This is a genomic window from Ralstonia insidiosa, assembly GCF_008801405.1.
Classification (GTDB): Bacteria; Pseudomonadota; Gammaproteobacteria; order Burkholderiales; family Burkholderiaceae; genus Ralstonia; species Ralstonia insidiosa.
Map to the genome: position 1 here is coordinate 75,946 of NZ_VZPV01000001.1, position 17,872 is coordinate 93,817.

A 17,872-nucleotide genomic window follows, 5' to 3' on the forward strand; every position below is an offset into this window, starting at 1 on the left:
GCGTGCGTGCGCGTGCGGGGCTTCTCGCGCGGGAGATCAGTTCGCGAGAAAGGCCAGGGCCTTGGGCACGAAGTCTTCCTGGTACTGGAAGACGCCGCCGTGGCCCGCATCGGGATAGATGATCAGCCGGCTGTTGGGCAGGCGCCGTGCAAGGTCGTACGAGTTGGAGGTCGGAACCATTCGATCCGCATCGCCGTTGACCACCAGCACAGGCTGCTTGACCACCGAGAGATCGGCGGGCGCCTTCTGACCCCATACGCGCAGCGCCTCGAGCTGGGCGAGGAATGCGCTCACCGAGATGTCCTTGTCGCGATCCTCGGTGCGCTCCTTCAACCGCGCCAGGAAGGCCTTTCCGGCCTCGATGCCACTCGGCGTACGCGTGAAGAATAGGAACTGCTTCGCATCCTGACCCGTGAAGAAGCCGCGGAGGATGTCGAGGAAGGTCACGCCCGCCACGGTGCTGATGCCCTCGCCGCCCGCAGGGCCGGTGCCGGCCAGAACCATTTTGCGGACGAGCTGCGGTTCCTTCAGGACGATTTCCTGCGCGACCATGCCGCCCAGCGAAAAGCCCAGCAGGTCCACCTGCTGCAAGCCCATGGCCTTGATGAAGGTGATGGCGTCGTCGGCCATCTGCTCGACCGAATTGGCCGGTGAACCGCTCGAAGCGCCGATGCCGCGGTTGTCGAAGGTGATGACATGGTGCTTGGCCGCGATGCCGTCGATCACGCGCGGGTCCCAGTTGTCCAGGACCGCGGCCAGGTGCGTCAGGAACACCACCGGCGTGCCGCCGTTGTGCTTGCCCAGCTCGCGGTACTTGAAGTCGACGCCGCCTGCAGAGACGAGCTGCGTCGGGACCTCTTTCCAGGTCACGGGCCGAGCACCCGTGGTCGTCGAAGGGCTCGCGTCCGTTGAGATGGCGTCGCTGGCCTCGGCATGCGGCGACACAAGCGCGGCGTACAGCGCCAGGGCGTAAAGGGTGGATCTCAGCAGAGATGAAGTCACGGCAGCTTTCCAGTGTTGGGCGGTCGGAGGCGGTCAGGCTTGCGAGCGATAGCGCTCGGCCACCTGCGCCTGGCGAATGTCCGAGAGCAAGCCTTGGCGAGCGGCATCCAGCGCGTCCCAGCGACCGTCGACTTGCAATGGCGGGATCGTGACCAGTTCGCGGCGATCGAAGCCGACGAGGGCCGCATCGACCAGGTCGCCCACTTCCATCACGTCGGGGAGCGAATTGACGTCGATCCCGGCGCGCTCCCAGATCTCCGTGCGGGTCGCCGCGGGCAGTACCGCCTGCACGTAAACGCCCTTGGATGAAAGCTCGAGGTTCAGGCCTTGCGACAGGAACAGGACGAACGCCTTGGTCGCGCCGTAGACCGACATGGCGAATTCAGGGGCGAAGCCGACGACCGAGCCGATGTTGACGATCGAGCCCGTGCCGGACTGCGCAAAGCGCGGGGCAACGGCGGCCGCGAGACGCGTCAGCGCGGTGATGTTGAGCGCGATGAGGCGGTCGACGCCATCAGCGTTCTGCTGCAGGAAGCCACCTGATTGCGCCATGCCGGCGTTGTTGATGAGGATCCCGATGCGTGCATCGTCGCGCAGCCGGGCCTCCACCGAGACCAGGTCGGCTTGCTGCGTCAAATCGGCCGGCAAGAGGTCGACTGCGATGTGGTGCTGGGTGCGAAGGCGGGTGGCGAGCGCCTCCAGCCGCGATCCGTCGCGGGCAACCAGCACGAGGTCGTGACCGCGCTGCGCGAAGCGCTCGGCGTAGGTGGCGCCGATGCCCGTGGAGGCGCCCGTGATGAGGACGGTAGGGAGGGTGGACATGATCGATTTCCTGCTGGAAGGGGGGCCGCAAGCGCGGGCGCAACTCTTCGAAGTTCCTGCTGTCGAGTCCCAGGGCCGAGCGAACTGGCTCTGGCGCGAGAGCTGGAAACTGTCGATGGCTCAATGATGACGATCATCATCCAACATGTCAAGTGTTGGATGATGGTCGACATCAATGTATAGTGGGCTCGTTCACGTACGAACTCACGGTTGTCGAGAGATGAAGGTCACCAAGGCACAGGCTCAAGCAAACCGGGCGCACGTCGTCGAGACGGCGTCCACTCTGTTTCGTGAGCACGGATACGACGGGGTTGGCGTGGCCGACCTGATGGCGGCCGCGGGATTCACCCACGGCGGCTTCTACAAGCAGTTCGGATCCAAGGCCGACCTGATCGCGGAATCGACGGCGTGCGGCATCGCGCAGACCGTTGCGATGACCGATGGCGTTGGCCCGGTGGAGTTCGTGGAGCAATACCTCTCGCGAGAGCACCGGGACTCCCGGGCTACCGGTTGCACGATGGCGGCCCTGGGCGGCGATACCGCACGCCAGCCCGAGACGGTGCGAATCGCGTTTGCGGCCGGCGTCGAGGACCTCGTCGCCGCACTGACCAGTCAGCGCGCGGCGTCGGGTTCAGCAGATGCTGGCCAGGCGCGAGCCAAGACCCTGGACGCGCTGGCGCATGCCGTGGGCGCCATCGTCATGTCGAGGGCGTGCCCCGACGACTCGCCACTGGCCGATGAATTCCTGGCGGTTTGCCGCGACGCACTCCTTGCGTCCGCGGCACCGAAGGTCGCTGGGCGCAAGTACAAGACTGGCCGACATTCCTGAGGGTCGCGGACACGTTGCGCTGTCGAGGCGGAGGCCGCAAACCCCTTGTGGGGGCCCCCGCTACAGCGCTCGTCGTCCGTCCCATTGCGTCAGTCCGATTGACCGTTCTGGTCCGGGATGAAGTCCACGCCTGGCGAAAGCACGAGCCGGTTGTACGGCAGCACCGCGCCGCCGACGAGCCGCACGTTGCGCCCGGGGACGTCGACTGCAGCGGCTTCACCCTGCACGATGTTCACGCCCACCGCGCGCAGGCCGTCGTAGCTTCGGCTGATGTCGCCGATTTGCCGGGTCGAGCCGACGCGGTTCCTGAACGGACCACCGGAGTTGAGCCGCCTCGGCCTCCCGGTGGAGCGCCGGATAGCTGTCGCTGGGAAGAACTGGGTGACCAGAATCTCGCGCGCGATCCGGAAGACCGCACCTGGCCGAACTCGGCCCGTCGGTCGACCCATGGGTGTCTCCGCGAAAGTCGGCGATGAATCGTTTCTTATGCGCGGCGCAGACGCCAATCGTACGTATACCTCACTATCTGTAACATCGTCAGGTCTCCACACCTCGCGCGGAAAGGGCCCAACCCATTGATTCTTATACGGAATGGAGCACTACAGATCCTTACAAATTAAAACGGTATCCAATCGGTCGATCAACCAAACTTTCTCCATCGAAAGGCCGAACTCCTCAACGGCTTAGGGAGAAGATGATGAACAACATGCAACCGAACACCCAGGGTCAACAATACACCGGCACGTCGCTGGGCCAGATGCCGCAGTCGCGCCGCATGCATCCGCTGGCGGCCGGCGCTGCCATTGCGGTGATCATCGCGAGCCTGACGGCTGTGGCTGCCATGACTGGCGTGCTGCCCACCTCCAAGGCCACGCAGGGCAGTACCAACCCGAACGGCGCTGCGCAAGCTTCGACCGCGCTTTCGGCTTCCGCACCACTGGCGCTGGCTGCGCCCAATCAAGCCGCCCCGGCCTATCCGGCACAGCCGAACGCGGTGCGGCACACGGTGCATCGTCCGGTTCCGTCGTATGCGGAACATAACCCGTCATCGTCGAAGGCCGACTATGCGCAACCGCGCCCGGCCGCCAGCCCGTATGCCGGTCAGGTGACCGCCATCACACCGATCGCCACGCCGCAAGGCAACGAAACCGGTCTGGGCATGATCGGAGGTGCGGTGGTGGGTGGCCTGCTGGGCAACCAGGTTGGTAAGGGCAATGGCCGCACGCTGGCGACCGTCGCCGGCGCGGTGGGCGGCGGCTACGCAGGCCACGAGGCCGAAAACTACTACCACCGCGACACGTCCTACAACGTCAGCGTGCGCATGGACAGCGGCGCCACCCGCACCTTCACGTACAAGGCCGCGCCGGGCTTTCAGGTCGGCGACCGCGTGCACGTCGAAAACGGCAATTTGGCAGCGGGTTGATTGCTGCACGCTGCCACAGGCAGCAAGGACCCGGCCTCTGGGCCGAATGCGGTTCAGTTAAGCACAGAGTCAGAAACAAGCAAAGAGGCTGCTCCAGGAAATCGGAGCGGCCTTTTTTGTGCCCTTAAGGATGCTGTTCAGAACTCAATCCATCGCTCTGAGCCATCGACGCAGAGCCGAAGCGGAGCGAGCGCTATGGAGTCTGGCGCGAATACCGCGCCATGTGCAGCATGAAGGCGTCGATTGCCCGCCCGGGTGGCTTTTTGCGCTTACGCCTTGGGCTCGCGCATCAGTTGCCCGCGCACCATCCACAAATTGCTCAGGGCGAACAGCGTATGCAATTGCTGCGTGTTCTTCATCAAGCCGCGATAGCGCACTTTCAGATGTCCAAATTGGCGCTTGATGACGCGGAACGGATGTTCAACTTTGGCGCGGATGCGCGCCTTGACCCGCTCCAGTTCATCGACAAGCTTGCCCACCAGGGTGCTCCTGTCCAACGCGCGCCGCTTGCCCGGACGCAATGCCACGTGCCAACGCACCTTCAGCGTCTGCGTCTCTTCGCGCTTGTCTACGCCCTGATAGCCGGCATCGCCGAACACGTCGGCCTCCTTGCCATGCACCAGCGCATGCGCCTGCGTCACGTCGTTGACGTTGGCCGCCGTGCCCACCACGGTATGCACCAGCCCCGAGTCCGCATCGACGCCGATATGCGCCTTCATGCCGAAGTGCCACTGGTTGCCCTTCTTGGTCTGGTGCATCTCGGGGTCCCGCTCGCCGTCCTTATTCTTGGTCGAACTCGGCGCAGCAATCAGCGTGGCGTCCACCGCTGTGCCTTCCTTGAGCAAATAGCCTTTGGCACTCAATTGCGCGTTGACGGTGTGCAGAAATTGCTCGGCCAGTTGGTGCCGCTCCAGCACATGCCGAAAGCGCAAAATGCTGACCCGGTCTTGCAGCCGGCTCATCCCACCCAGCCCTGCGAATTGCCGATACAGCGGCACGTCATACAGCGCTTCTTCCATCGCCACGTCCGACAGCCCGAACCATTGCTGCATGAAGTGGATGCGCAGCATCGCCTCGATGGGAAACGGCTTGCGGCCTGTCGCCTTGACCGGCGCGTGCGGCGCTATCAACGCCAGAAACTCTTGCCACGGAACCACGCGCTCCATCTCGTCGAGAAATACCTGCTTGCGCGTGCGTCGGTTGCTCAGGTCCAGGCCAAGGTCGCTTTGCTTTATGGGCTTCTCACCGTTCGGGAACCTTCCTCTGACTGGCCAGCCTTCTGGAAGTTTTGAACACCATCCTTAACTTGACGGCATTGCAGGCATAAGCCGGGCTTCGCGCCCGGCTTTTTCTCTCTCAATTTCCCACATCCCGACGACCCTGCACCCGGCTTTGCTGGAGGCAGGCGTTCGCCCATCTTTAGGAAAACACCATGACGGATACCTCTGTACCCGCATTGACGCGGCCACGCCTGCCACTCGGGCAACTGGTAGCAACACCCGGCGCTATCGCCGCACTAACTGCGGCAGGTATGTCGGTTTTCATACTCTTGAACCGCCACGCCCGGTGGGATTGGGGCGATCTCTCGCCCGAGGATCTCGCTCTGAACAACCTCGCGGCCATCACCAGCCAGCGTGTGCAATCCAGCTATTTGCTAGGGAATAGGCAGAAGGTGTGGATCATCACAGAGTGGGATCGATCCGTGACAACTGTGCTGCTGCCAGAGGACTACTGATTTCTTTCCCCCGGCCCACCACCCCTACCTCAACCGCCTCCGCTTAGGTTCTGGCTCCACCTCTGGCTGGCGCTCCCCCTCGGGCGTCAGCGAAAGCTTCAGCGGCTCGAAAAGGTCTGAAAGCGTTAAGCCCAACACATTGCATATCACGGCGAGCGTTTCCACCGTCGGATTGGCAACACCTCTCTCAATCGCGCTGATCCGCGTCCGATCAAGCAATGCGGCGTCGGCCAACTCCTCTTGGGAAAGCTCTGCCTCGATACGGCAATCCTTGACACGCCGACCAATGGCGGTCGCCACAGGGTTGCGCTTGTCGCGAGGTTTGGGTTTCGCAGTCATCCGGCAAAGGATGCATTTCACGACGCCTTTGGAACCACGCCTTATAAACACCATTACAATGATGTTTATAAGCATCAGAAATGAGTATCCACACTGCAACTCAACTATCTGCCGCTGCACTCTCGTGCTCAGAGGCTCCAGCGCAGCGGTGTGCCGGGTAAGCGAAAGCCATAGCAACCAAGCAACACACGCGGGCATGCCAACCCGGCTTTGGGCAGGCACTCCGCACAACATCAACAACAAGGGAGTCCATCAATTGAACAACACTCGAACTCTTCGGTTCTCCACCATCGCGTTGAGCGCGGTGATGGTTGCCGTCCTGTCTGCCTGTGGCGGCGGAGACGGCAGCAGCACTGCCGGCGCAGGCACTACAACGGCACCCGCGGCTAGCCCACAAAGCCTGACAGGCACCGTGGCAGTCGGCACGGCCTTGGTAGGCGCCAAGGTTGTCGTCGTTGATGCCAAGGGCAACACTGCATCGACCACCAGCGACACCAATGGCAGCTACACGATGCCGCTCTCGGGCCTTACTGCTCCGCTGCTGATTGCGGCTAACGATCCGGCCGGCATCTCGCTACCGCTGTATTCGGTGGTCGCTAGCACCGCCACCGGCAGTTCCGCACCAGTCGTTGCCAACGTGACGTCGCTGACCACGGCCGTCACCGCACAGCTCACCGCCGATGGCAATCCGGGAAGCTTGGCAACGTCTTCTGCGCTGGCTGGTGTGTCTTCTTCTGCCGTCGCCGCCTCGGTGGCGAAGCTCAATACCGCGCTATCGGCCATCCTGGCTGCCAAGGGGCTGGATGCCGGGTCGTTTGATCCGATTGGGGGAGTCTTTACGCCGAACCAGACGGGTGCTGATGCTGTCATCGATGCTGTGGCCATCACGCAATCGACCACGGGAAGCGGCCTGCAGCTCTCCAGCGTGGCTGATCCGAACACGGCGATCCAACTGAACCAGAATGCTGGTTCCGCCGCGCCCCTCGCGGTGCCACCGCAGCCGGCGAACTATCTGGCAACGCTGGTTGCTCAATTGGGGCAGTGTTTGGCGGGCACGGCCTCGGCCTGCTCGACGGCTATTGACGCGAGCTATCTGAACCAGGGCTTCGCCACCTTCCAGGCGCGTCATCCCGGCCTGGCTGCCACCGGTTCAAAGCTGACGGGTGTGAAGACGGTGACGTTCCTCAAGCCCAACTCGCTGCCGAACATCACCGGCAATGCTGCGCTGGTGTACTTCCTGTTCACCGATGCGACGGGCGCGGCGAACTTCGCCAGCGATATCGTGCAGCAGCGCTCCGATGGCACCTGGGACATCATCGGCAATCAGGAGCAGTTCAATCTGTACATCGCCTCATTCCTGGGCCGCAAGCAGTTCCTCAACGCGGCCGACACAGGCAACAGGCGTCTCGAATCGGGGCTGGACATTCGGATTCCCGCGACCTTCACGGTTGGCAGCACGACTACCACCGTCACATCGGCCTCGGTGCAAGGTCCTGGCCTGCCGGCTGGCGGGGTCTACCTGACCAATATTGATCCGCAGTTCAATCCGCGCCTGACGTTCCCCACGCCAGCATTGACCGCGCCATTCGTCACCAACGGCCCGGTGCCCCGGCCGGACATCGGCATGTCGACGCAGTACAAGTGGTCCTGGGCGTCGCTGTCGGGGGGAAGCAGCACCTACGTGCCAAATGGGCTCGCAGAATATGCCTCGCAACCGGTGAACGTCTCCAGCATTGCGCAGTATGGGGTCTACACCGTCACGCTGTACGACGCGACCGGGACAGCCATCGGCACGCCGCAGAAGGTGCTCAATGTCGGTCCCAACGCAGCGGCGGCAGCAGCCGTCAACGCGCCGTGGCAGACGCTGAGCAGCGCGACGGTCGCGAGTTACCTGACGGCTGGCACCGCAGCGCCGGGGTGCATGTCGGCCAATACGCCCGCTACCGTCACGTGGACCAACCCGGCCAACGCCCCAGCGTATCCGAATCTGTGGGCAGCGTTTGCCTCGTCGTTCCCGAGGTCCGTTGTCAATGGCGTGCCCTCCGCCCTGGAATCTGCCTTGGCGATCAACTCGTCCACGCCGACCGCCAACAGCGATGGATCGCTTTCATCGACCATCGCCAATGCGCTCGGCGGGCTGACCGCGACCGCGAGCTGCGGCGCGGTCAACGCCCAGCAAGTGCAACTGGGCTGGCAGGCCGGTGGCCTCTATTACAGCAACACCTGGCAATACAACAACTGACCCATGACACAGAACGGCAACCCGCACCCAGATGCGGGCGTCGTGACGGGGAGCCATTGAGCCGCGCTTGCGCTTGCAGGCGCGGCTTTTCTTTTGAACACCACCTTCGGAGCACACACATGAAACTGCATACCGCTACCGTGTTGGCGTCAGCACTGGCTGCACTGACGCTCACCGCCTGCTCTGGCCGCGTGCTGGACTATCGCAACATGACCGTCTCGGGCGGGAAGATCTACGCCCAGAATAGTGATACGCCCTTCTCGGGGAAGGTCACCAATGTCCCCTTCCAGACTGCAATCCCCACCGGCTCGTGGGTTGGTCTGATGCAGGGAGCGACGGCAGAACTGAACAAGATCACCTACTTCAATGGAGGCAACTGGCTGGCTTCCATATGCGATCTGTCAGTCAAGGATGGATACCGTGATGGCTCGGCGACCTGCAAAGACCCAAACAACGGCGCCAAATATTACGAGTTGTCCTTCAACAAGGGCACCCCAGATGGCGACGTGACGATTTACTCGAACCTCGGCAACGGCAAACCTGCGGCGACGGCCACCATCGCGAACGGGAGAATCGAGGGAGACCTGAAAATCTTCAGCGTCTCAAGCGGTGCGCTGATTTCCAAGAAGACGTACAAGGACGGCACCTTGACCCTCAGCGAAGACTACGACGCTGGGACCGGCAAGACCATTGGTGTCTTCAAACGAGGCTCAACGCCGCAGGATCCTAGCGTGAAGATCGAGTACTCCGCCAGCGGCAAGAGGACTTACTACGCGGAAGCCAACCACCTCGGCGTCATCACAGGCAACGTCTATACGTTCTACCCGGAGACTGGCTATCTCAAAGGATGCAAGGGATCGACACCACTACTGCAATGGAGCCCAGACGGAAAACTCATCCTGGAGTCCGCTGACGCCAATGACGAGCGGCTTCCGAATTGGATTGCAGACTGTATCGCTCATCTTCCGAGCGATACACCCGCGGTCGATAGGCTCGAGAAAAACGTGGTTGTGAAATCGATGCCCGAGACTCCCACAAGTCAACCGACGCCGATGGGCACGATCCCAACGATTGCGGACACCAAGGGAGCAATCAAAGGGGAAGATCGTACCGATTGGCCAAAGGAGGACAACGCCTGTACGCAAGCCTGGGCAACCGCCTTCCGCAAGGAAAGCGGCGCCGATGCGGTGATCAGTTATGACGTGGCTTGGGAGTGGGTCGACAACTGCCGCGCTGGTAAGCGCCCTCATTGAGGCTCCCCATACGAGACAATTCACACCGATTTGGTCGCAAGCCTCCACGGAGGCTTGCACCTCGTACCAGGTTCTCTCTTTTTTTTCGTTGGCACGGATCGGCGAAAACGCGAGCAGTAGCTACGAAGCCTCTGTGCGTGACTGCCCCACGTCGCGGCTGACCTCCGGGTTCTGAACCGCTTCGGCACCCGGAATTACACAACTATCACGGCTCAATGGCTGGTCCGCAAGTTCCCCTACCGACGCTTCGCCGACCAACTCGCGGCGGCCTGCGCACGCCTCGGGGCCAATGTGGTTCGCTATTCCCTCATCGTAGTGGACTCCTTGCCGGTCTTCCGGCGCACTCAGAACTTGTGACGGATGCCGATGGCCGCACCGAACATGTTGGTCTTGCCGGCTGCCAACCCATAGCCAGTTGCATTGAGGTCGACAGCGGCCTGGTCCAGGGCCAAGCCGGCATTGCGGGCGTAGGCGGTGGTCAAATACAGATCAGTACGTTTGGACAGGACGTAGTCGGCAACGAACGCCAGTTGCCACGGGTTCGACTGAGTGGACGGGGCACTGTTGATGATCTTGATCTTCTGGTACGAATACTCGAGCGACACGCCTAGGGCGTTGGTGGCCTGGTAGTTCGCGCCGACCCAGTAGTAGTCGTCACGCAGTGCCACCGAGCCGTTCACGTTCTTGCTGTTACCCCAGCGATAGCCCGCCATCAGCTTGGCCGAGCCAAAGGCGTAGCTGCCAGCCACGACTGCCTTGCGGACGGTACCGGAGTCAAACTCACCACCGCCAAGCGGTACGCTCGGGCTGTACTGGTCGAAGGCGAGGGTTGCGCTGATTGGGCCTGCCGAATAAGCCGCACCGGCACCATAGCCGCTGTCACGACGGAATTGGCCGGGTACCTCTCCGCCGCCGCCGCCGGTCGGGTTCACGCTAGCCGCACCGTTGCCGAAGGTCCAGTGAGCCTGGGCGGTCACCGGGCCGAACGTGCCCGTGTACATAGCCGTGTTGTCCGAGCGGAAGTTCAAACCGCCGACGACCACAACCGGTTCATATTGGTTGGCAAAACTCATCGGCTGAAAATTGGCCAGCAACAAGAACAACGTCGTGTACTGACGTCCGAAGGTGAACTGCCCGGCGTCCGTAATCTTTAGACCGACAAACGCCTGACGACCAAATAGGCGACCGCCTTGCTGCAACTTGCCATCGTTGACGCCAAAACCGCTTTCGAGCACGAACAGGGCAGACAGACCGCTGCCCAGGTCTTCGACGCCTCGCAGCCCCCAGCGGGAGCCAGATTGACCACCACTTTGCATGGCAACGCGGCGGCCGGAGCTCCCCCCAACGGCTGCATTCGGTAAGTTGGTCGCGTATTCGATGTTCGCATCGGCCAAGCCATAGAGCGTGACGTTTGATTGCGCCCATGCCGTGCTTGCGCAAACCATTAATGATGCGCCCGCGATATGCTTCATTTTCATGCTGCTCGGTCTCCTCTCTTGTGTAGTCTCCCCGGATGCGCCGGGATCGCTTCTGAAATTGGCAGCTACCGCCCCCCCGTTGCCTGTTCCGCAACCGGCATCGCGCCATCCTTCGAGAACAAGACGATCTCGCCGGCGGCATTCGACACCACCGCCGTAAGTGCTGCCCGATCGCGGCGTTGGACGCCGCGCAGGGTGTCGGTGCCATCCTCGCTATCGAGAACGAAGCCATCGAGCCCGACGGCCACCAGCACGCCGCCGGTCTCGGTAAAGTCGGTGATTGAGCCGCTGGCTTGGCGAGTCAGCCGACTCTCCGTATCGGGTTCGCGTTTCGACATCGCCTTCGACACCTCAGCTTTTTTCATCGTGTTTTCCTTGTTCGACTACTGGCAGGACGACTGATCCATCCTGGCCGGAATAACGAACGTGTTCAGAGCTTGGCAAGCACACCATCTCTTGAAAACAGGATCGGCTTTCCGCCTGCATCGATCACCGCTGCGGTGAGCGTTGCCCGGTCCGGGCTGCTGCTCAGGGCTCGAGCACGTCAGTCGCACTCGCATCGATGGGCGATCACACGGGTGGCACGCCAATCCGAATTGCACAGTGCGACCATTTAAGTGATTCCAGCCGACGCCGCAGCGTGGTTGCTTGCGGCGAGGCACTGGTGGGACCGCCAACAACCGGGCGCCCTCGAGCACGGCCGCTGCATCGGCCCACAGGTATCGTGCGGTAGCTGGCGGGTTTCGGACTCAGCCGGTAGGTCGCGATCACCCGCGCGAGGTCATCTCGATGCTGCCGCAGTCGATGGCGCTCATCGGGCGGCGAAATCACGAGATCGTGACGACCATGATCAGTCGACAGGGAGTCGTCGCGCTTCTGCCCGAGTTGCTGCGTTGAATGGGCTTCGACGGTCCCGACAATCTGGAAATAGTCGGTAAGCACATCTTGATTACACTTCACGACAGATAATGCGTGGGCCATGGTCGTGTGTGTTCTTAATAGATGGTCATCGCGACGACGATGGCAAGTGCATTGGTGAGGATCGGGGTCACCACCGCCAGCATGAAGATCGGCTTGTATGCCTGCTTGTGCGTCAGACCGACGACGGCTAGCGCCGTGATGACCGCACCGTTGTGTGGCATCACGTCCAGGCCGGCGGTTGCGAGGCTGGCAATGCGGTGGATCACCTCGGGGGCGAGACCCAACGCCAGAAACTGCTTCGCGAAGAGCTCCATCGCGATGCCGAGACCGCCGGATGCAGAGCCCGTGATGCCGCACAGAAGCTGCGTGGCCAGCGACAGCGAGATCAGGGGCGTGCCGGGGATGCTCAACAACATGTTCGAGATGGACTTGAACCCAGCGACGGATCCCACCACCGCTCCAAAGCCGACATCGGCACAAGTATTGATGACCGGCAGGGCGCAATTGGTGGCACCGCCGGTCAGGGTCTTCAGCTTCTCGGGCAGGTGTCGACTCAGGAGAATCATTCCAGCGGCGATCCCCCCGAGAAGAGCCCAGACGATGTCGACCTGGACGATATTCAACAGAATGAGCAGGACGACAGAGGGCATGAATGCCGGCCAGATGCTGGGAAGCGCCTTGTCGCCACTGACCTGACCCGGCGAGGCTTTCACCGCCGCCGGATCCGTGCCCTCGTAGCCCTCGCCCTTGCGCTTTGAGCGCTTGATCATCCACCCGAGCAGAAAGTAGTTCGCCGTGATCACGAACAACGCGGCGATCAATCCAAGGGCCGGAGCCGCCGTGGCTGTCGTCCCCAAGTACTTGGTCGGGATGATGTTCTGGATCTGAGGTGTCCCCGGCACCATCGACATCACGAAGGTCGCGACGCCGAAGAAATAGATACCGGGGAACAGGTGCCACGAGAGGTCGATCTCCTTGAACAGCGGGCGGGCAATCGGCACGATGACGAAGAGGATGACAAAGACGCTGACACCGCCGTAGCCGAGCACGGCACAGACCGCGACGATGGCCATCGCAACGTGCAGTTGATTCGACTTTCCTGTCAGCCTCAACAAGACGTCGGCGATCTTCCCGGCGGCTCCACTGTCTTCCATGACCTTGCCGAAAATCGTTCCCAGCAGGAAAAGGAAGAAGAACTTCATGGCGAAGGAGCTGAACCCCTTCATGTAGGCTTCGTTCAGGCCCGTGAGCAGATCGACCCGGGAGAAGGCCAGCACGATCAGCGCGGCGAGCGGCGCGATGAGGATGATCGACCATCCTCGCAGAGCAAGGGTGATGAGCGTGGCGAGCCCTAGGACGATTCCGAGAATGCTCAACAGTTGCGGGTCCATATCGATTCCATGCCTTGTCATGTCTGGCTGTCCTGCAGTCGAGCCAGGGGTGGGTGAGATGTCCTGAACAATCGGTTGATCAGGTGAAGGCGGGCGCCCCGAGCAGAAGCGCGAGGTTGCCAGCGACGAATCCGAAGCTGACCGCTTCGCCCAGGCGCTGCAACTCGCTGTCGAGCGCTGCGCGGTTCCACTGGCGGGACCAGAACACCGGTCCGTCCTGCCAGCGCGGGAAGCCATCGACCCTTTCGAGCACGGCCACCGACGCATCGGCGTTGAGTTGCTTCAAGCGGACCGCAGTGGCCACGCACGCCGGGCCACCGACGACGATGACCACGTCGACCTCCATCGCTTCGCTCGGGCCGAAGCGCTCGAGCAGACTCTGAGGTGTCATGGCTTCGTCGCTAGCCGCGCATCACGGATCGCCTGAACGGCTTCCGGGTTGACCAGCGTGCTCAGGTCGCCCACCTCTTCGCCAAGCCAGGCAGAACGGACGACACGCCGCATCAGCTTCATGTTGCGTGTGCGTGGCAGGTCGGGCACGAACACCACGTCGGCAGGCTTGAAGGCACCGCCGAGACCTGCGGTCACCGCGGCCGACAGAGTCCTAACGGCCGACTCGCTATCGGTTTCGGGCCGTGCAACGCACAGGCACACTACGGCCATTCCCTTGATGGGATCGGGCACGCCGATGGTAACGGCGTCTTCCAACAGGCCCGTCGCCATCAGCAACGCCTCGATCTCGGCAGGGCCGGTGCGCTTGCCCGCGATCTTCAGCGTGTCGTCGGAACGCCCATGCACATACCACATGCCGTCGGCATCGCGGCTGGCGAAGTCGCCGTGCACCCACAGGTCCGGCAGCCGCGACCAATAGCTATCCAGGTAGCGCTCGCGGTCGTGCCACAGTCCGCGGGTGAGACCGATCGTGGGCGATCGCATCACCAGTTCGCCGGTGACTCCCACGCCGACGGACTCGCCGCTGCTCGCGTCGACCACATCCGCGCCTGTGCCCGGCACGGCGCCTGCAAAGGCACAAGGCTTGAGCGGATGGATCACGGTGCCCGTCAGGATGCCGCCCATCTCGGTGCCCCCGGAGAAGTTCAGCAGCGGTACGCGCCCCTTCCCGATGCGCTCGAAGGTCCAGTGCCAGGGCTCGGGCGTCCAGGGCTCGCCTGTAGAGATCATCACGCGCAGCGAACTGAGATCGCGCTCGGCCAGCGCCTCGGCGGGCAGTGACATCGACAACCGCGCGATCGTCGGCGCCAGCCCGAGGTAGCTGACACGGTGGCGCTCGACCAGCCGCCAGAGGCGGTCGGGTTGCGGATAGTTGGGCGCGCCTTCGGCCAGGACTACGGTTGCGCCGACGAGCAGGCCGCCGAACACGAGCATCGGCCCGACGAGCCAGCCCATGTCCGACATCCACAGAAAGCGGTCACCGGGCTTGAGGTCCATGCATATCGACAGGTCCAGCGCGGTCTTGATCGGAAAGCCGCAGTGCGAGTGCACGACGCCCTTGGGCTTGCCGCTGGTGCCAGAGGTGAACATCAGCAGGAAGGGGGCGTCGGCCGGCATGCTCGCAGTCGCCACGTCGGCCACGCCCTCGGGCGCGCCTGCACAGAGCTCGTCCCACCAGTGGTCGCGCCCCTGCTTCCAGTCGTGCGGGGCCTCGAGATGGCGCAGGACCACGACATGACGCACGCCGGGGCAGTTGGCCAGCGCCTGATCAACGACCGCCTTCGCGCCGACCGGCTTGCCACGGCGCAGCGACCCGTCGACGGTGATGACGGTCACAGCCCGTCCGTCGGTCAGGCGCTGCGCGATCGCGTCCGCACCGAAGCCCGAGAACATCGGCAGCACGATAGCGCCGACCTTCGCCACGGCCAGCATCGCAGCGGCGGCGTGCGGCAAGTTGGGCAGGTACATGCCGACCACGTCGCCATGGCCGATGCCGAGTTTCCTCAGGCCCCAGGCGAGGCGGCAGGTCTCGCGGTCCAGATCGGCGAAGGTCCAGGTGGACACCGCTCCGTCTTCGCTTTCCCACACCAGCGCGAGCTGCCCATAGCGCTCCGTGCCGCGCCAGCGGTCGAGGCCGTTGATCACGACGTTGGTCACGCCACCGACGCACCAGTGCGCGAAGGGCCGTCCCTCGCTGATATCCAGCACGCGCACGTACGGACGTTCGAAGCGGTAGTCGAGGTAGCGGATCAGCTCATCGTGGAACCACGCTGGATTCTGGCTGGCGCGCTCGTTGAGCGCCTCGAAGCTGCCTACACCCAGCGCGCGCATGAAGCGGGTCAGGTTGGCCTGTTCGACCATGGCCGCGTCAGGCTGCCAGACGATGGCGGCTGCGGTAGTGGGATCGACCCGCATGGTGTGCCCTCCTTCAGTTGAACGCTGCAATGCCGGTGATTGCACGGCCTAGGATCAGCGCGTGCACGTCGTGCTTGCGCTCGTAGGTGTTTACCGCTTCGAGGTTGACCAAGTGACGCGCCACGCCGAACTCGTCACTGATGCCGTTGCCACCCAACATGTCGCGTGCGACGCGGGCGATGTCCAGCGCCTTGCCGCAGGAGTTGCGCTTCATGATCGAGGTGATCTCCACGGCGGCCGTGCCTTCGTCCTTTATGCGGCCGAGGCGCAGGCAACCCTGCAGACCGAGTGATATCTCGGTCTGCATGTCGGCCGGCTTGTTCTCCTGGCGGAACGCCTCCGCGACACCTCAGGGCCGGAGAGACACGGCGGTTCGGAGACAGGCCCACGGGAAAGCGCGCTTACTTGGCGTACTTGCGGAAGTCGGGCTTACGCTTGTCCTTGAGCGCGTTGACGCCCTCGCGCGACTCATCAGTGTCGTAGTACAGCTTCAGCGCGTACATGCCCATACCAGCGATGCCGCTCTGGTGTGCGGTGTCCATGTTGAAACTGCGCTTGGCGATCGCGATCGCGGTCGGGCTGCGCTCGCAGATCGCCTCGGCCCACTCCTGCACAGTGGCATCCAACTGCTCGTGGGGCACGCACACGTTCGCAAGGCCCATGGCCACGGCCTCGGCGCCGGAGTAGCGCTTATTCAGGTACCAAATCTCGCGCGCCTTCTTCTCGCCGACCACGCGGGCCAGGAACGCGGTGCCGTAGCCGGGGTCGACCGAGCCCATCTTCGGGCCGACCTGGCCGAAAACGGCCTTCTCGGAGCAAATGGTCAGGTCGCAGATCGTGCACAGCACGTTGCCGCCGCCGATGGCGAAACCCTGAACGCGGGCGATCACGGGCTTGGGCACGTCGCGGATCGCGGTGTGAAGTTCTTCCATCGGCAGGCCTATGGTGCCGCGTCCATCGTAGTTGCCGTCGTGGGCCGACTGGTCGCCGCCGGTGCAGAAGGCCTTCTCGCCGGCACCGGCCAACACGATGGCCCCGACGTTGCGGTCGTAGCCGGCCTTGTTCAGCGCCTTGATGATTTCATCGCAGGTCGTGCCGCGGAACGCGTTCATCTTGCCCGGACGGTTGATGGTGATCCAGGCCACGCCGTTGCGGATCTCGTAGAGAATGTCTTCGAAGTTCATGTTGGAAATCTCCAAGATTGGGGGTGGCTTGGGGTCAGCCATTCATGGTGAGACCGCCGGAGACGCTCAGCACCTGCCCCGTGACGAAGGCTGCGTCGCTGCTGGCAAAGAAGAGGATCGCGCCCGGCAGGTCGTCGGGCTGGCCGATGCGGCCGAGCGGAATAGAGCGCGTGAAGGCTTCCATCAGCTTCTCTGGGTTGCCTGCACCTTCCTTGTATTCGGCGAAGAGAGCGGTGTCGGTCGGGCCCGGGCAGACGACGTTGACGGTGATGCCGTGGCGGGCGTGCTCGCGAGCGATGGTCTTGGAGAACGACACCAAGCCGCCCTTGCAGGCCGCGTACACGGCCTCGCCCGACGAGCCAACACGCGCCGCGTCGGAAGCGATGTTGACGATGCGGCCCTTCTTGCGCGTGGCCATGCCCGGCAGCACCGCGTGGTGCATGTGCAGCGCGCCGGTGAGGTTGATGGCGATGAGCTTGTCCCACTGCGCGGGTTCGGTCTTGGTGAACGGCTTGAAGACGTCCCAGCCGGCATTGTTGATCAGCACGTCAATCGGGCCGAGGTCCTTCTCGGCGGCGATGACGGCGGCGTCCACGCTGGCGCGGTCGGTGATGTCGCAGCGGAAGGCCAGCGCACGTCCGCCTTCGGACCGGATGTCGGCGGCGACCTTCTCGGCGGCGTCAAGGTTGAGGTCGAACACAGCTACGGAGGCACCTTCTTGCGCGAACCGTCGGCACGTGATGCTACCGATGCCGCCACCACCTCCGGTGACGATCACGGTGTGATTGTCGAAGCGTTGGCTCATGAGATGTCTCCGTTGCAAAAGTGGGTCGAGTAGGTAAAGATGTGTCGTATCGTTGCCGCTAATACGTCAATATCTTGACGT

General features: G+C 63.0%; 18 protein-coding genes and 1 pseudogene. 6 read left to right on the plus strand and 13 right to left on the minus strand.

Going from position 1 to position 17,872, the window contains the following annotated elements; all coding sequences use genetic code 11:
- Window positions 1-36: 36 nt before the first annotated feature.
- Together F7R11_RS00365 and F7R11_RS00370 are read right to left on the minus strand one after the other, a co-directional pair.
- Window positions 37-915, minus strand: a complete 879-nt coding sequence (locus F7R11_RS00365; protein WP_390624371.1) for an alpha/beta fold hydrolase — start codon at window positions 913-915, stop codon at window positions 37-39.
- Between the two features lie 120 nt (window positions 916-1,035).
- The gene (locus tag F7R11_RS00370) at window positions 1,036-1,824 is read right to left on the minus strand and encodes an SDR family NAD(P)-dependent oxidoreductase (RefSeq protein WP_064046984.1); all 789 of its coding nucleotides are present in this window, start codon (window positions 1,822-1,824) and stop codon (window positions 1,036-1,038) included.
- Here F7R11_RS00370 and F7R11_RS27400 point away from each other — a divergent pair.
- The gene (locus tag F7R11_RS27400) at window positions 1,823-1,951 is read left to right on the plus strand and encodes a hypothetical protein (RefSeq protein ID WP_261312564.1); all 129 of its coding nucleotides are present in this window, start codon (window positions 1,823-1,825) and stop codon (window positions 1,949-1,951) included. The genes F7R11_RS00370 and F7R11_RS27400 overlap by 2 nt on opposite strands.
- Before the next feature lie 93 nt (window positions 1,952-2,044).
- Complete coding sequence (locus tag F7R11_RS00375) at window positions 2,045-2,653, plus strand: TetR/AcrR family transcriptional regulator (RefSeq protein WP_064046983.1); 609 nt, start codon at window positions 2,045-2,047, stop codon at window positions 2,651-2,653.
- 89 nt (window positions 2,654-2,742) lie between these two features.
- Here the strand turns inward: F7R11_RS00375 and F7R11_RS00380 are convergent, their stop codons facing one another.
- A complete protein-coding gene (locus F7R11_RS00380) occupies window positions 2,743-3,102 on the minus strand; it encodes a hypothetical protein (protein WP_104577644.1) in 360 nt (119 codons plus the stop codon).
- A gap of 245 nt (window positions 3,103-3,347) precedes the next feature.
- On the opposite strand from F7R11_RS00380, the gene F7R11_RS00385 reads away from it, so the two are divergent.
- Window positions 3,348-4,076 carry a glycine zipper 2TM domain-containing protein gene (locus F7R11_RS00385; protein ID WP_104577645.1) on the plus strand — a complete coding sequence of 243 codons (729 nt, stop codon included), beginning with the start codon at window positions 3,348-3,350 and terminating at the stop codon, window positions 4,074-4,076.
- A gap of 269 nt (window positions 4,077-4,345) precedes the next feature.
- On the opposite strand, the gene F7R11_RS00390 is transcribed toward F7R11_RS00385, so the two are convergent.
- Window positions 4,346-5,311 (minus strand): IS5 family transposase, encoded by a 966-nt coding sequence (locus F7R11_RS00390; protein ID WP_104577646.1) that lies wholly within the window; start codon window positions 5,309-5,311, stop codon window positions 4,346-4,348.
- A gap of 197 nt (window positions 5,312-5,508) precedes the next feature.
- Here F7R11_RS00390 and F7R11_RS00395 point away from each other — a divergent pair, with 197 nt between their 5' ends.
- Complete coding sequence (locus tag F7R11_RS00395; protein WP_167317199.1) at window positions 5,509-5,811, plus strand: hypothetical protein; 303 nt, start codon at window positions 5,509-5,511, stop codon at window positions 5,809-5,811.
- A 24-nt stretch (window positions 5,812-5,835) separates the two neighbouring features.
- Here the strand turns inward: F7R11_RS00395 and F7R11_RS00400 are convergent, their stop codons facing one another.
- Entirely contained in the window at window positions 5,836-6,150 is a 315-nt protein-coding gene (locus tag F7R11_RS00400) for a helix-turn-helix transcriptional regulator (protein WP_104577700.1), read from the minus strand.
- A gap of 307 nt (window positions 6,151-6,457) precedes the next feature.
- On the opposite strand from F7R11_RS00400, the gene F7R11_RS00405 reads away from it, so the two are divergent.
- Both F7R11_RS00405 and F7R11_RS00410 read left to right on the plus strand, forming a co-directional pair.
- On the plus strand, window positions 6,458-8,392 hold the full coding sequence (locus F7R11_RS00405; RefSeq protein ID WP_249042854.1) for a cell wall anchor protein: 1,935 nt from the start codon (window positions 6,458-6,460) through the stop codon (window positions 8,390-8,392).
- Window positions 8,393-8,511: 119 nt separating this feature from the next.
- Complete coding sequence (locus tag F7R11_RS00410) at window positions 8,512-9,645, plus strand: toxin-antitoxin system YwqK family antitoxin (RefSeq protein ID WP_104577648.1); 1,134 nt, start codon at window positions 8,512-8,514, stop codon at window positions 9,643-9,645.
- Window positions 9,646-9,989: 344 nt separating this feature from the next.
- Here the strand turns inward: F7R11_RS00410 and F7R11_RS00415 are convergent, their stop codons facing one another.
- From F7R11_RS00415 to badH, 8 genes and pseudogenes are all read right to left on the minus strand, one after another.
- A complete protein-coding gene (locus tag F7R11_RS00415; RefSeq protein ID WP_104577649.1) occupies window positions 9,990-11,123 on the minus strand; it encodes a porin in 1,134 nt (377 codons plus the stop codon).
- 65 nt (window positions 11,124-11,188) lie between these two features.
- Window positions 11,189-11,488, minus strand: coding sequence for a hypothetical protein (locus F7R11_RS00420; protein ID WP_104577650.1), 300 nt, complete (start codon window positions 11,486-11,488; stop codon window positions 11,189-11,191).
- A gap of 630 nt (window positions 11,489-12,118) precedes the next feature.
- Window positions 12,119-13,435: a GntP family permease gene (locus F7R11_RS00425; protein WP_104577651.1), complete on the minus strand. Its 1,317-nt coding sequence runs from the start codon at window positions 13,433-13,435 to the stop codon at window positions 12,119-12,121.
- 79 nt (window positions 13,436-13,514) lie between these two features.
- Entirely contained in the window at window positions 13,515-13,826 is a 312-nt protein-coding gene (locus tag F7R11_RS26970) for a hypothetical protein (RefSeq protein ID WP_104577652.1), read from the minus strand.
- Window positions 13,823-15,802 (minus strand): AMP-binding protein, encoded by a 1,980-nt coding sequence (locus tag F7R11_RS00430; RefSeq protein WP_104577653.1) that lies wholly within the window; start codon window positions 15,800-15,802, stop codon window positions 13,823-13,825. The genes F7R11_RS26970 and F7R11_RS00430 overlap by 4 nt, the downstream gene beginning before the upstream one ends.
- A gap of 13 nt (window positions 15,803-15,815) precedes the next feature.
- Window positions 15,816-16,127: pseudogene (locus tag F7R11_RS00435) on the minus strand (acyl-CoA dehydrogenase family protein); the annotation flags it as partial.
- 76 nt (window positions 16,128-16,203) lie between these two features.
- Window positions 16,204-16,986, minus strand: coding sequence for a 2-ketocyclohexanecarboxyl-CoA hydrolase (gene badI / locus F7R11_RS00440; protein WP_104577654.1), 783 nt, complete (start codon window positions 16,984-16,986; stop codon window positions 16,204-16,206).
- A gap of 34 nt (window positions 16,987-17,020) precedes the next feature.
- On the minus strand, window positions 17,021-17,791 hold the full coding sequence (badH, locus tag F7R11_RS00445) for a 2-hydroxycyclohexanecarboxyl-CoA dehydrogenase (protein ID WP_104577655.1): 771 nt from the start codon (window positions 17,789-17,791) through the stop codon (window positions 17,021-17,023).
- Between the last annotated feature and the right edge of the window lie 81 nt (window positions 17,792-17,872).